The organism is Bifidobacterium crudilactis, assembly GCF_000738005.1.
In the GTDB taxonomy this organism is placed as follows: Bacteria; Actinomycetota; Actinomycetes; order Actinomycetales; family Bifidobacteriaceae; genus Bombiscardovia; species Bombiscardovia crudilactis.
This window is the reverse complement of sequence record NZ_JHAL01000001.1, coordinates 420,025-434,398: the sequence shown is the minus strand read 5'-3', so window position 1 is coordinate 434,398 and position 14,374 is coordinate 420,025. Positions and strand designations below refer to the sequence as shown.

Here is a 14,374-nt window from a genome sequence, read left to right as displayed (position 1 = left end):
GGAGCACGTCCCCGTCCCGGCATTACGAATAGTTTGGCACGATACCGGGATTCATTCCCTGTGGAATGATCAGCGTTCCCGAGCGGTGAGAAAAGGAGCTGCGCACATGAATCGGCATGTGGAAGCGCTGCGCATACTCCACGCATCTCAATGCCAGAATCTTGGAACCCGATGCTGCCATCTCCATCATCTCCTCGTAGGAGATCACCGGAATCCTCCTCGCAGTGGGGACTATGCGCGGATCGGCGGTGAACACACCGTCCACATCCGTGTATATCTCGCAGACGTCGGCATGCAACGCCACCGCCAGCGCCACGGCTGACGTGTCCGAACCGCCGCGTCCGAGTGTGGTGGCGTCCCCATCGGGGTTGACGCCTTGAAACCCGGCGACGATGCCGACTTCGCCATTGCCGAGAGCTTCGGCCACACGGTGCGGATGCACCGCTCGGATGTGCGCGGCCCCGTACCTTGCATCGGTCATGAACCCGGCCTGGGAACCCGTAAAGGAATGCGCCTTGTCGCCTTGCGCGTGAATGGCCATCGCCAGAAGGCTCATGGAAATACGCTCACCGGCGGTCATCAGCATATCCATCTCACGTGCAGGTGGATTGGAATCCATATCCAAAGCCTGATCGATCAGGTCATCGGTGGTATCCCCCATGGCAGAAACCACGACGGCGACATCGTTGCCCGCTTTTTTGGTCGCAATGATGCGCTTCGCAACGCGCTTGATGGAATCTGAATCCGCGACGGATGATCCGCCGTATTTCTGAACGATAAGGGCCACTTCAATCCAATCTCGCAACTGGTATTTCACCGCTTCGCGACATTTTTACACAATTGTGACGATTATAGGTTGCGGCATAGATAGCCCCGACACTTCTCCCAGCATATGGGCAGAGCACTTCACCGGGCGTCGAGACCCTTTGGCGATTGTTTCCGAGCCGGAAGCGTCTCAGGACGATCACACCGTGCGACGCCCTGCGAGAGCACGCCCCAGGGTGATTTCATCCGCATATTCCAGATCGCTGCCGACCGGCAATCCGCTCGCCAGACGCGTGACCTTCAAATCCAGCGGCCCGAGCAGCCGGCTCAGATAGGTGGTCGTGGCCTCCCCCTCGATATTGGGGTCAAGCGCAAGAATCACCTCGGTAACCTCATCGTCCTTCAACCGCTTGAGCAGCTGGGCGATCTTCAGGTCTGCAGGACCGACGTTCGCCATCGGATTGATGGCACCTCCGAGCACCTGATACAGGCCTTTGAACTCACGCGTTCGTTCGATGCTCATAACATCCTTGGGCTCCTCCACAACGCATATCACGCTTCGGTCACGCCGCGGGTCCTCGCAGATCGGGCAGGGGCTGCTTTCGCACACATTGCCGCATATCTCGCAGAACCTGACCTTCACCTTCACGGTGACTATGGCATCGGCCAGCTCCTGTGCCTCCTGCATATCCGCCCCAAGCAGATAGAAGGCTATGCGTTGAGCGCCTTTGGGGCCGATTCCCGGCAATTTCGCGAAACCGTCGATCAGATCCTGAATCGCACCGTCGTACGCCAAAGCCATTACTCGTGTCCTTGCTGTTTATGATGTTCGACATTGATCGGATTCAGCGGGTCGTCCGCGGCAAAGGTCTCGACCTGCTTCACGTCGAACAGTCTGGTGATGCCCTCGATGTCGAGGACGCCGTCGCCGTTCAGGCTCTTGTCCTGCATCGTGTAGGTGTCTTCATCGGCGGCGACACGCGGTTGTCTCCTTGCTGGCGCGTCACCTGCATCGGAACCCTGGCCCGAAGGCGACGTCCTCGGGTTACCGCCAGAGCGTGCATCGGCGCGATCGTCCGGCTGCACATGCGTGCCGGGAGCATCCTGTTGCGCTTGTCTCTCGTCCCAGGCGGCCTTGTCGCCGGGCAACGCCTCCGTCAGGTGCTCGGGACGCGCCGCAGAAGACCGAGTTTCGTCATCCTGCGGACCGCCATCCGCACGGGACGACTCTTGTACGGGTTCCAGCCACGGATCGTCGTCATTGGACATATCCGGAACGGCCACGACCTTCCGCGTGTGATTGTTGACGCGCGATGCCTCATGGAAGGCAGCGCTCCCCGCACTTCCGACGTTTCCAGCGTCCGCCGATTGCGCGCTCTGCGGTTGTGCAGGATGCGGTTTCGCCCAGGGATCGTCATCCGAAAGCGGGGAATCAGGATTGCTCCGACCTCGGTGGTGCGCGGGGTCCGATTCCCGCCCGTCGGCGTCGTGCCCCGCATCGTCCTCATGCTCTGAATCCACATGTCCGGACTGTGCCGACGCGGCTCTGGGAGCTTTCGACCTTCCACGATTCTGCCCGCCCGCGGCACCTTGCGACATCTGCGATGCCATACCGAGATTGGCGGCGGAGAGCCCCGCCTTTGCCAAGGCTATGCGTCGTTTCACATCCGCCAGCTGTTCAGGACTCATCTTTCTGGTCGACTCCACCGGATTGCCATCCGCGGCGGTCGGCGAGGGAGCGATGAAGGTTTCCGTGCCGAAGGAACGCTTCACCATGAGCAACACGATTTTGGGAATACTGGTCTCCCCTTCGACACCTTCCGATGCGACGGCCAGTGCGAAGGCATGTTGGCTGAGCGGTGTATCGAAGGTCATCCGCAGACGACGCCTTCCGGAATTGGCGACATCAAGAGCGACACTGGGAACCTTGGCCCTGGTCACGTACTCTTTGACATCCGGTGGAAGGGCGCCGACCACCGCGTCCCACTGTTCATCGACGCTCCCATATGCAGGAGCCTGATCGGAGGAACCGCGGTCGCCTGCACCTGCACGCTCGGCAACAGCGGCCGAGACCTCACCGGCCCCTTGGCGTGATGCGGCTGACGAGGTGTGCTCCGGAGACTTCACCGCAGTCGCCGAATCGGCTGCGCCCTTGCCGTTCACCGACTGCGGCACGGCAGTTGCAGCGTCATCCGCGCGCGGAGTGCCTTGCGCGCCGTTTTCCGCATCGTTTCGTGCAACGGCAGGGGCCGGCGTCACTTGCTGCTGCGGCTGGGATTGCTGACCGCTCCCGGTCTCGGTGTTCTTGGCACGTCGGGCACCGATGAAACCTCCGCTTTGCCTTGTCTGACGACCTGCGGGCTGCGCAGCACGGGGCGATTCGGCAGGAGCCGACGTCTCAGTGGCATGTTCGGATTGGGCCATCCGGTACGACAGCAATCGGGCGACAAGCAGTTCCAGTCGCATACGCGGAGATGTCGCGCCGCTCATGGAGGCAAAGGTGTCGTTGATGATCTGGGCGATATGCGTGAGCGATTGCAGTCCGAGACTGGCCGCCTGACGGTGCAGTTCCTCGATGTCCTCCGTCTCGGCGTCATCGCTCAGGACGTTTTCGGCATGAACGCCACCCAAGGTGAGCACCAGCAGATCACGCACCCGCGAGAGCAGGTCTTCGACGAATCTCCGGGGGTCGAAACCTCCCACGACCACCTTTTGCACGACTCCATAGAGTTCCTCACCGTTGCCGTCGATTATGGCGTTGACGGCATCGCGTATCAGCGTCTCGGGCGTAAAACCAAGCAATGCGATGGCGGAATCCTGGGTTATCGTATCCTCCTGCGCTCCGACCATCAGCTGGTCAAGCACGGAAAGCGTGTCTCGCATGGAGCCACCACCGGCCCTCATGGCCAGACGGAGCACGCCGGACTGGGCGTGGATGCCCTCGTTGTCGCACACCTGTTCCAGATACGGACCCATGACCTCGGGAGGCACCAGTCTGAAAGGGTAATGATGGGTGCGGGAGCGGATGGTGCCGATGACCTTTTCGGGCTCGGTGGTGGCGAATATGAACATCACGTGCTCGGGAGGCTCTTCCACGATCTTCAGCATCGCGTTGAATCCCTGCTGCGTGACCATATGCGCTTCGTCGAGAATGAAAATCTTGTACCGGTCTCGGGCAGGGGCGAAGCCCGCACGTTCCCTCAGCTCCCGGGCGTCATCCACACCGTTATGGCTGGCGGCGTCAATCTCCACCACGTCGATCGACCCGGGACCCCCGGTCGCCAGATCCTTGCAGCTGTCGCATTCTCCGCATGGATGACTGGTCGGTCCCTTGGCGCAGTTGACGCAACGTGCCAGAATACGGGCGCAGCTCGTCTTGCCGCAACCCCTGGGCCCCGAGAACAGATAGGCATGCGTCAGCTTCCCCTGATCCAAGGCACGGCCAAGGCGGTACCGTCACCTGGTCCTGTCCGATTACGCCGTCGAAGGTATCCGGACGATAACGCCTATATAGTGCAAGAGCCATGCTTCTAATCTACCGTCCCTCTGCCATGATCGCGTGTGCGAGCGCCGAGAACAAGCCGCTCCGGCCAAGCGCTACCAACCATACAAGCGACGTTCGTCAGAGGCTACGCCGAAGGTGAATGACGCACAGGAAACAGGGTTCCGAGCATTTGGAGATGCCCATGCAGAACATGACAACTGCATCGGAAGGACGGCTGTCCCAGGAATTATTGCCGAAGCTCGTCGCAGAACTCGGGCCCGGCACGGGAACGTTGCTCGACAGGAGGCAGAGACGTCAGCAGCAATCTGCGTAACACCGAGACCAGGGCGTCCTCGTCCACGATTCGACATTCCAGAACCGTCGCGTCAACTTTGGCCGCATTGTCGACCGCGGCGCGGCAGGGCTCCTTCTCTCCTGCCTGATATGCGCCGGCAGCCGCGAGAGCGGCCATGTCGGCAGCCGAACGAGCCTGAGCCGACACCACCAGAGCATTGCCGACCAGCGTCAGGGCGGTCAGGCACACGGCGACGCCCATAATCAACACGACGCCGAGCATCGTGCCCGAACCGGCATCGCTCTTCATGCAAGTGCTCACGGCACGGTCCGAACCGGCACCGTCCGAACCGGCACGGTCCGAACCTCCAGGGTCTTGCTCGACACCATCGGGTCGAACACCATCGCGCTCGACACCATCCAGCTTCGCGCAGCCGTTCATGTCTCCACCTCTCCTTCTGTGTCAGCCGGCGGCCAATCCGTGGCGCTGACCGTCCACTCCTCGTTTCCCGGGCATCCGATTGAGACCACTGGCTCAGCAGATGCATCAGGCTCGGCAGCAGCGGCCAGGGTCCCAGCCGCCTTGCCATTCACGTGCAGCGGGAGCGCTCCCAGGACGTCTGGAAGTATGGGGCACTGCGTGGTGACCACGATGTACATGTCCTCACGATGCATCCACACCTCTGTGCCGTTTCCACCCGCCACCCGCGCGACCTGCTCCGAGCGCTGCACATCTCCGGAAGTCAGCATCTCCCTCGCCGCGGCGCTGGCGGCGTCCTGACAGTCGATGCGAGCGGTGACCGCGCTCGTCAGCGCCAGCAACGTCATGGCCAGAGCCATGACGGCAGGCAATACCATGGCGAACTCCGCGGTCACGCTGCCTCTGTCTGCCGGAACGCCCGGCTTTGACGAATTGCTCATCACCCGATGTTGAGGGCTTGTTTGACGATGTTCATCAACAGCTCTCTCACATCGCCCGACTTGAGAATCGCCACGAGAATACCCGCGAAACCGGTGGCGGCGATAAGCACCACGGCATATTCCGCGGTCGCCATCCCCGCTTCGGGTTCGGACGTCACCGTACGTATGCGGGCGTCCAACAGACAGCACCGCTTCGTTATGCCCTTGCCAAGACGCTGCGGGAGGTTCGTGATACAGGTGCCGCAGCTCCCGTCATCCCCGACAGTGCACTCCGGGTCGGTCTTCTTCATGAGATTGTCGTATTGCATGGTCAGTCCTTTCGTGAATTGCTGAATCAATAGCTGCATCATGTGAATCGTCGATATTCCGGGCGGAGCGTCTCTGTACTCCTCTGAGCTCCGGGAAGCAGCTGGAGAGGGCTTCCGGAACGAACGACGACGGCGTGTGTGCGTGACACCACTATGCCTGCGCAGGGCGGGACAGCCCATCCTCAGAGAGACATGTGGTCGAAGGTGGCGGTCGCATCGTGCAAGGTGAACAACTCCGTTCAGTCATGCGACAAGCACGGTCCCCAGGAGCCTACGCAGCGCCGCTGCATGGCAGGAGGCCGTGTGACCTTTGGGGACTGCCTCCGCGAACACCGCCACACGGCGGAATCCCGAGGATTCACTTACGCGAACAGTCCTTGTGCGAAGGCGGAGATGCAGGGAATCACACCGAGCAGCACGAATGCCGGCAGAAAGCATAATGCGGTTGGGAGCAGCAGTCTGATCGACAGCCGCGCCGCTTGAGATTCCACACGCGTGCGCTGTTCTCCGTCCAATTGGGATATCACCGCTTCTATGCGGGGCAAAGGGGACGCTCCCAGACGCCATGAGGCTTCCAAGGTATCTCTCAGTACGATGCACGCCTGCCCCACGTAGCTGCCGTCGTCACAGACCAGGGCCCACGATTCGGACCATGCGACCCCCTGGTGCAATGACGCGGTCACCTTCCCCACCGCCGTACCGAGACCGACATCCACCACCTGAGCGACCGTATCCAGAGCACGGGTAATCGATGAGCCTTGCCGGAGGGCGACCGCAAGCAGTTCAAGAATCAGCGGGATGTGCAAGCTCGCACTCGCATTCATCCTTCTGAAGGGCGCGATTCTGTCATTTCGGGGCCCGGCGAGCAATATCAGTCCGACAATGGCCAGTGGCATCAGGACGTCTCCCATGCGTATCCTCCCGATTCCCCGCCGTGCACGGAACCGTCGGCGAAGCCGTGCCGGAGCAGGGCACGCATCCATAGCACTCCCAGGACGTAACTGCAGCATCCCAGCACGAGACACAACATGCCGAGTCTCTTGGTGAGGAGAAAGGAAAGCACTGGGATACCGATGAGCTCCCCTACGGCGATGGCGGCAAAAGGCAGAATCGACAACAGCCTCACGGTGGCTTTTGGCATGGAAAACGCCTTGCTTCTCAGCTCGTCCACGTTTCTGGAACGTCTGTAGGCCATGGCTGCGGCGTCAACGCTTCTCGCGGCCTCGCACCCCAATTCCTCACTGAGCCGGTACGCTGCGGTCAGAGCCAGGGCAATCTCTTGGACCTGCGCAGGGCTTTCGCTTTCGCTTCTGCATCTCCACAGCAGAGCATAGCTGCGCTCCAGGCTCAGCACTTTCGTCGCGAACGGCCTTGTCGCCAGGAGCTCCGCACTTTCCACGATGCCCATTCCGCAGCGCAGCATGGAGCTGAGTGAGGCAAGGGTGGATATCGTTCCCGGGCCGAAGCTTCCACGGGGGTTTGGTCGCATGCTTCTTCGCAGACGTCCGCTACCCGGTGCAGCGTTGCTCGGCCATAGAATCAGCAGCGCACTCAGGCATATGGCGAGATTCGCCGCGGCGCTTTCAACGGTCATGACCATCCTCTCCCCGCGCGTGGTGCTGAGGAAAGCCATTCGGGATTCCACCGCTCAAGAAAACGGCACCATGCATCACCCCCGAGCACCCCGGTGCCGCCATCCCATACCGACAGCACCCTGCCTGACAGCTGGCCGCCGTCTCCTTGATGCAGACACCCTATCTGGGCTATCCGCCGCACCCCGGATACGCGGTGCACATGGATGAGCACATCGAACGCCCCTTCAAGCAGGTAGGTCATCGCCTTCGCATCAAGCCCTGCGAGCAGCCCCAGGGACACCAGCCTCGCCGGAGTCCCCGGAACACCGTTGGCGTGGATCGTGGCCATACCACCACGATGCCCGGCATTCAAGGCCCTCAGAAGATGCACGACTTCGGCGCCCCTGCATTCGCCCAGAATCACACGGTCCGGTCGCATTCTCAAGGTCGCTCGCATCAACTCCTCCAGCCCGATGGCACCTGCTCCCTCGACGTTCGCGGCACGGGTGGCCAATGACACGTGATTAGGCATGGGCAGTTGACCGAGTTCCCGGGTCTCTTCAACCGTGATGATTCGATCATTGTCGTCGCACTCCGCGAGCAAGGCCCTGAGCAGCGTGGTCTTACCGGCTGCCGTGGCACCCGTTACCAGCAGCGATGCCCTTCTGCGCACCAGGGACTTGAGTGTGGATGCCCAGATTTCCGGCATCATGCCCTCACGTGCCAGGTGGTCAAGTCGCGGAGTCATTCGATTGGGGAATCGTATGGAAATCACCGCACCGTGGGGAACCAGCGGAGCAATCACGGCATTGATTCGTATGCCTCCGGGTGTCGAGACATCGGCTATCGGGCAGGCGTCGTCCAGCCTGTGACCCAATTGCGAGCAGAGCTGAACGGCGAATTCACGCACGACCCTTGGCGAATGAAAGCTGAGACGCGCGAAGCGTTCCTTCATGCCGTCACCGGAGTCGACCCACACCCGACCCTGTTCGGTGACCGCAATGTCGCTGACCTTCGGATCGTGTGCGAACTCATCGAGAGGGCCGAAAATCAGGTCGTCCTCTTCGCTTTCTTCAGACATGGTCGTCACCCGCCTGCCCTGCTTTTCGAGATGTCTCAGCCTTCGAATGGTCACGGTGCGCACCGTCGCAGCCGGCATCCGCATACGGTCCGCCGCGAAGGCCTTCGATGCGATGATGCCCGTCGTGCCCGAGACCGTCCAGAATCGCTTCAACCAGCGCGTCGAGAACAGGGATATGACGCTTCGGTATTCGTGGAATGCCGGTTCCGGACAGTATCGACTCTCCGAGCCGTTTGCTGACTGCGAGCGCACCCAGAATCTCTCTGCCGAGATACTCCTGGGCATCCTTGACACCGACCCCGACCACCCGCATCCGAAGGACTCGAGGCGATATGCCGACAATCATCGGCTCCTGCGATCCCCGTGCCCTGCCACCGGAGCCACGCCTGACTTTGCTGCCGCCGGGGCCTTCGGCACCAAGCGACGGTTCGGACCCGAGCAATGCCTTCGCCCGCGCCAGGCCGAGCACCGACAGCTCCGCCAGCAAAACGGTCTGAGCCGACGAGGGCAGCGCCAGATCGGCGAGGCCCTCTCCCAGCCCGGCATCGATAACCACCACGTCATTGACTTCCCGCAAGGCTTTGACGGCCGCCTGCTGCTCCCACCAGTCAGGACGTTCGGCCTTCCATGGATCTACGCTCAGCACCTTCATCGTCTCCCAGGAAGCGAGCTCGTGGGATAGCGCATTGCCGTCAAGGCGGCCAAGGGGTGCCGTGACATCGCCGAAGCGCAGACCATGCTCCGATTCGATGCCCAGAAGCACGTCGAGTCCTCCTCTGGAGAAATCGGCATCCACGATCGCCGTGCGCATCCCACTGCGGGCAAGATGCCATGCCAGCATCGAGGCCATGGTGCTCACTCCGAGCCCACCGCTCACGCCAACGCACACGACCACACGGCACAACCCGTCACCCGCGTCGAAAGCGTCGGCACTCGCCGAGACCGCAGTTCTGCGAGTTGTTCCACGCACGGGTCTCTGCGCGGTTCGTCGCGAACCTGAATGCGCTGTTCTGCTGTTCATTATCATGGGAACATTGAATATACGAACCAGCGGCCTTGCCGCATCTGCAAGGTCTTGTGGTCGAAGGTGCGACTATCCGCGTGAGAGTGGATAACCACGGCCATGAGACACACCACCAATCACGATTCTGAGGGCATGTCACAGAAGTGAACAGAATGGTGTTCATTACAGGGCCGAACTGCACTTTCCTCGGCGCAAGAACACCATTTGCTACCACTTTCGACAAGAAGGTCACAATGCCCATATAGGACTTGCAAGCGCAGAAATTAGGGGCATAATAGTCATTACAAGGACAACAGAACAGAGCAGAAGCCCACAAAGGTATATGGTCACGAGGACCGTTACGTTGGACGGGCAATGGATAGACTTACCGTCGCAACGATGATGTTGTGCAGAGATTCTGCTGAGTTGGACTTGTAGAGGAGGCGCCCCGGCGGGGCGCCTCCTCTTTTGCTTCCTCAGCCCATGCCCCTCTGATGCGATAACTGCATCACCAGGACATCTTTCCGCGTAGACAACGGGGAATGCACTGCCCTGGTGATGCAGTTATCGCATTCTCCCCTACACGCCACAACGGAAGGGGCCGGAAATCCGAGCTCGAACCGAGTATCGTTATGTGAATTCATCTTGAATTCTCATCAGCTGGGCATGAAGTGTTATGCCCCTGCATCTAGGATGGTTTTATGGTTCAGATTTTTGATGCTCCGTCAAAGGCGGTTCTGCGCAGCCAGATCGCAGAGCATATTGCGGAAACCGACAAGCTTGACCGTCGCGCGGACGGCTCCGGGGCGGATGCGACCCCCTTGCCCGAAGACCGTTTCTTCGACAGAGAGATCAGCTGGCTGAAGTTCAACAAGCGCGTGCTAGAACTCGCCGAAGATGAGACCCAGCCGATGCTTGAACGCGCGAATTTCGCCGCCATCTTCGCCAGCAATCTCGATGAATTCTTCATGGTCCGCGTCGCAGGCCTCAAACGCCGTATCGACAGCGGCATAGCGGTGACGGCCGCCAGCGGCCTCAGCCCAAGGCAGCAGTTGCGCGCGATTTCCGATCACGCCCACAAGCTTCAGGACGAACACGCACATTATGTGAACGAGCACATCCTTCCCGAACTGGCGAAAGAGCACATCGTGCTGCTGCGATGGAACCAGCTCAATGCCACCGAGCAGGAGCGGCTCTCACGTATATTCCGCCGTCAGGTCTTCCCCGTTCTCACGCCCCTGGCCGTCGACCCTGCCCACCCATTCCCGTACATCTCCGGAAACTCGCTGAACCTCGCCGTCATAGTGGAGAATCCCGCTTCGGGCAAGTCACACTTCGCGCGCATCAAGATTCCGGACAACATGCCTCGACTGGTCGCCGTCGAAGATTTGACGGATGAGGAGGGACGTGAGGAACGCTACGGCTTCATCACCATGGAGAACCTGCTGATAGCGCATCTCGAAGCCCTGTTCCCCGGCATGATCATCAAGGAGGCACGCTCCTTCCGCGTCACGCGCAACGAGGATATAGACGTCGAGGAAGATGACGCGGAGAATCTGCTGAACGCGATGGAGAAGGAACTGCTCCGTCGCCGCTTCGGACCTCCTATCAGACTCGAGATCTCCGACACCACATCGCCCTTCCTCTCCCAGCTCCTGGCCGACAAGCTCGGCGTCAACGAGGACGAAGTGTATCGTCTGCCCGCGCCTCTGGACTTCACCGTGCTCTTCGAATTGCAGTCCATAGACCGCGCCGATCTCAAGTACCAACCCTTCATTCCCGCGACGAACAGACAAATCGCCGAAGTCGAATCCAGCAGGGCCCAGGATATCTTCGCGGCGATTCGCGAACGCGACGTGCTGCTGCATCACCCCTACGATTCCTTCTCCACATCGGTCCAGGCCTTCCTCGCGCAGGCCGCCGCCGACCCGAAGGTGCTTGCCATCAAGCAGACCCTCTATCGCACATCCGGCAACTCGCCGATTATCGACGCCCTGGTGGATGCCGCACATGCAGGCAAACAGGTGCTGGCATTGGTGGAGATCAAGGCCCGCTTCGATGAAGAGGCCAACATCGCTTGGGCACGCAAGCTGGAACGGGCCGGAGTGCATGTGGTGTACGGCATCGTGGGCTTGAAGACCCACTGCAAGCTCTCCCTGGTCATCAGGCAGGAGCAGGAGGGGTTGCGCCGGTATTGTCACGTCGGAACGGGAAATTACAATCCCAAGACCGCCCGTATCTACACCGACCTCGGACTGCTGACGTGCGACCCTGTTGTCGGGCAGGATCTCACCAGGCTCTTCAACCAGTTGTCAGGCTACGCGCCCAAGTCCAGCTTCCATAGGCTGCTGGTCGCGCCTCGCACCGTGCGCACGGGACTTATCCAGCGTATCCAGCGCGAAGAGGCCGCAGCACGTCAGGGCAAGGATGCGTGGATAAAAATCAAGGTCAACTCCCTCGTCGACGAGAAGACGATTGACGCCTTGTACCGTGCGAGCCAGGCAGGCGTGAACATCGACATCGTCGAGCGCGGAATATGTGCGCTCAAACCCGGAGTCCCCGGTCTCAGCGACACGATACGAGTTCGTTCGATCCTCGGTCGATTCCTCGAGCACAGCCGTATCTTCGCCTTCGCCAACGCGGAAGGGCCACAGATCGGCGAAGGGCCGATTTCTGGCCCCGAGGTGTGGATAGGCTCTGCTGATCTCATGCACCGTAACCTCGACAGACGCGTCGAGGCGCTGGTGCGCATCACCGCTCCCGATGAGGTCGACGAGCTCATCAAATATGTGGACTTGCAGATGGCCGACACCACCAGTTCCTGGCATATGCAGGGAGACGGATCGTATATCCGCCACTCGCACGACGAGCAGGGACAGCCGCTCATCGATTGCCAGGAGTATCTGATCAAGAAACACACACGCGGACCTCAGCTTCCCCGCTGATGCTCGCAGACTCAAGGACCAGCCATGTCTAAGACCATCGAGGCAGCCGGAGCGATACTGGTCAGGGTACGTTCGGGCTGCCTGCCACCGTCGGATAGGCACAGCGCAACGGCGCTTGACGACGAAGAGCTGCACGCTTTGAGCGACAGCCTGGAGGTCTGCCTGGTCCACCGGCCGAAGTACGACGACTGGAGCTGGCCAAAAGGCAAACAGGAGCAGAACGAGTCGCTGTTTCGAACCGCCGTCCGCGAAGTCGGCGAGGAAACCGGCACACCTGCACGGCTCGGCCCCTTCCTCACCACCGTGGAATACCCTTTGAACGAAGAGGGCGGACGCAAACGAAAAGGTGTGTCGGGCTCGACCATCAAACGGGTGTCGTTCTGGATGGCGACACCGCTGACCGCCTTGCAGGAGCAGCAGCGGCACGTCGCCTTCGGCCCCGTTCATGAGCCCGATGCCTCGGAAATCAACGACATTCGATGGACGTCCATCCAGCAGGCGAGGCGTATGCTCACTCATTCGACCGATCGCACCGTGCTCGATGCCCTTGTCTCCCGCCTTCGCGAATCGGCGTTGGGTGCCGTGTCGCTGATTGTCGTCAGACACGGCAAGGCCGAATCCAGGAAATCATGGATAGGCACCGATGACATCCGTCCGCTGACACCGCAGGGTGCCGCTGCGTCCTATGCCCTGTCCCGGGAGCTGGCGTGTTTCGCACCCTCCCAGATCGTGAGTTCCTCGTGGACCAGATGCGCGGACACCGTGCTCCCCTATGCCTTGCAAAGCGGCATCCCGCTGGAACGCAGCGACGACTTCACCGAACAGGCTTACGAAACGAGCCATCAGAGGGTGCTCGACGCCCTCGATTCCTGCATCATGTCAGCTCTGCGAGAATCACGGCATACGGTGCTGTGCACCCACCGTCCCCTGTTTGAGAGCATTTTCGAAGAGTTACGAGGCATGTGCACCTCTTCCGGACTGGCGAAACGGCTGCCGAAGGCATCACCCTACATGCAGACGGCCCATGCCTTGGCGCTGAGTGTAGTAGATTCTGCTGATGGACCTGTCATCATCGATATCCAGAAAGTGGCACCTATTGTCTATTGATTTCTTCTCATCAGGCTCCGTCCGTTCATCGTCGCATGCCTTCTCATCGGCACGCTCGGGCTCCAATCGTCCTGCCCGTCCGGCACAACTGGACCAGGCTGTGGCCGATCACCTTTCAGGAGGGATGGATCCCCAGCAGATCAGCGAGCTGAGCCACACCTCGGCTGCATCGCTCCTTGACCGCGTTCATCACACGCAGGACCCTCAGATCGTTCAGCGGGTTCTGTCCCTCATTGACCGTGAGGGCATTGACATCGTAGCCGAACTGTGGAGCAGATCCGAAGCGGACTCCCTCCCCGGCATCCTCTGGCGCCTCTATACGCTGCGCACATGGATGCACCGAAACCGCGAATCCATCAGCCTGCTGTGGCGTTCCGGCGAGCCCTTCGATACCGCCGCATCCGCGATCGTCGGCATCGACCAAGCTCCTACGGCGTCGGACATCGCCAAAACAGCGGATTCCATCCTCTCCGGCGCCTTCACCGGGGATTTCGCGGTCGCATTGGAACGGGCGTGCATGTTCTGCGAAGTCATCGCGGCAGGACTGTCATCGGAGGCCGAGCATCTGGGCAAAGAAAGCATCGGAAGCGAAGCCCTTGGAGCGCAACATGGCAACCCGCGTGTTTCGTCCATGCTGAAGACCTCCCGGAATCTGGCCAATACCGCGAAGGATTTCAAGCACGGAGCATCATTATGGCGTCGTGGGAAGCTGGAGTAAGTCCCTCGAACCACCGCAGACTCCGTTTGTGTAGGGATTCGCAAGTACACGAGCAGTCCTATACCCCAATAATGGCGTGATGCCGAGAACTTACTTCGTCGTCAAGCGGTGTTCATCTGAAAAATCCCTACACAAACGGTCTGTATCCGTTTTGAGCGGCAATCAGGGGAATTC

The 14,374-nt window shown here is 60.5% G+C and carries 12 protein-coding genes and 1 pseudogene; 3 read left to right on the top strand and 10 right to left on the bottom strand.

Going from position 1 to position 14,374, the window contains the following annotated elements:
• Nucleotides 1-22: 22 nt before the first annotated feature.
• The 10 genes and pseudogenes from DB51_RS01685 to DB51_RS01640 form a co-directional block, all read right to left on the bottom strand.
• Nucleotides 23-787 carry an aspartate kinase gene (locus tag DB51_RS01685; RefSeq protein WP_084674509.1) on the bottom strand — a complete coding sequence of 255 codons (765 nt, stop codon included), beginning with the start codon at nucleotides 785-787 and terminating at the stop codon, nucleotides 23-25.
• A 177-nt stretch (nucleotides 788-964) separates the two neighbouring features.
• Nucleotides 965-1,567, bottom strand: coding sequence for a recombination mediator RecR (gene recR, locus DB51_RS01680; RefSeq protein WP_034250813.1), 603 nt, complete (start codon nucleotides 1,565-1,567; stop codon nucleotides 965-967).
• Nucleotides 1,567-4,291 (bottom strand): annotated as a pseudogene (gene dnaX, locus DB51_RS01675) (DNA polymerase III subunit gamma/tau). Before dnaX ends, recR begins: the two are co-directional and overlap by 1 nt.
• A gap of 205 nt (nucleotides 4,292-4,496) precedes the next feature.
• Nucleotides 4,497-4,985 carry an Rv3654c family TadE-like protein gene (locus DB51_RS01670; RefSeq protein ID WP_051867156.1) on the bottom strand — a complete coding sequence of 163 codons (489 nt, stop codon included), beginning with the start codon at nucleotides 4,983-4,985 and terminating at the stop codon, nucleotides 4,497-4,499.
• A complete protein-coding gene (locus tag DB51_RS01665) occupies nucleotides 4,982-5,464 on the bottom strand; it encodes a TadE family protein (RefSeq protein WP_051867155.1) in 483 nt (160 codons plus the stop codon). Before DB51_RS01665 ends, DB51_RS01670 begins: the two co-directional genes overlap by 4 nt.
• A complete protein-coding gene (locus DB51_RS01660) occupies nucleotides 5,464-5,772 on the bottom strand; it encodes a DUF4244 domain-containing protein (protein WP_238548269.1) in 309 nt (102 codons plus the stop codon). The genes DB51_RS01665 and DB51_RS01660 overlap by 1 nt, the downstream gene beginning before the upstream one ends.
• A 362-nt stretch (nucleotides 5,773-6,134) precedes the next feature.
• Entirely contained in the window at nucleotides 6,135-6,683 is a 549-nt protein-coding gene (locus DB51_RS01655) for a type II secretion system F family protein (protein ID WP_051867154.1), read from the bottom strand.
• The gene (locus DB51_RS01650) at nucleotides 6,668-7,366 is read right to left on the bottom strand and encodes a pilus assembly protein (protein WP_156958178.1); all 699 of its coding nucleotides are present in this window, start codon (nucleotides 7,364-7,366) and stop codon (nucleotides 6,668-6,670) included. The genes DB51_RS01655 and DB51_RS01650 overlap by 16 nt, the downstream gene beginning before the upstream one ends.
• Entirely contained in the window at nucleotides 7,363-8,427 is a 1,065-nt protein-coding gene (locus DB51_RS01645) for a TadA family conjugal transfer-associated ATPase (RefSeq protein ID WP_051867152.1), read from the bottom strand. The genes DB51_RS01650 and DB51_RS01645 overlap by 4 nt, the downstream gene beginning before the upstream one ends.
• A complete protein-coding gene (locus tag DB51_RS01640) occupies nucleotides 8,420-9,448 on the bottom strand; it encodes a CpaE-like family protein (RefSeq protein WP_051867151.1) in 1,029 nt (342 codons plus the stop codon). Before DB51_RS01640 ends, DB51_RS01645 begins: the two co-directional genes overlap by 8 nt.
• Before the next feature lie 683 nt (nucleotides 9,449-10,131).
• Here DB51_RS01640 and DB51_RS01635 point away from each other — a divergent pair.
• The 3 genes from DB51_RS01635 to DB51_RS01625 are packed head-to-tail and all read left to right on the top strand — an operon-like array spanning nucleotide 10,132 to nucleotide 14,200.
• Nucleotides 10,132-12,375, top strand: a complete 2,244-nt coding sequence (locus tag DB51_RS01635; RefSeq protein WP_034250812.1) for an RNA degradosome polyphosphate kinase — start codon at nucleotides 10,132-10,134, stop codon at nucleotides 12,373-12,375.
• A 24-nt stretch (nucleotides 12,376-12,399) separates the two neighbouring features.
• The gene (locus DB51_RS01630) at nucleotides 12,400-13,482 is read left to right on the top strand and encodes an NUDIX hydrolase (protein ID WP_034250811.1); all 1,083 of its coding nucleotides are present in this window, start codon (nucleotides 12,400-12,402) and stop codon (nucleotides 13,480-13,482) included.
• The gene (locus DB51_RS01625) at nucleotides 13,472-14,200 is read left to right on the top strand and encodes a hypothetical protein (RefSeq protein WP_274955241.1); all 729 of its coding nucleotides are present in this window, start codon (nucleotides 13,472-13,474) and stop codon (nucleotides 14,198-14,200) included. Before DB51_RS01630 ends, DB51_RS01625 begins: the two co-directional genes overlap by 11 nt.
• Nucleotides 14,201-14,374 lie beyond the last annotated feature (174 nt).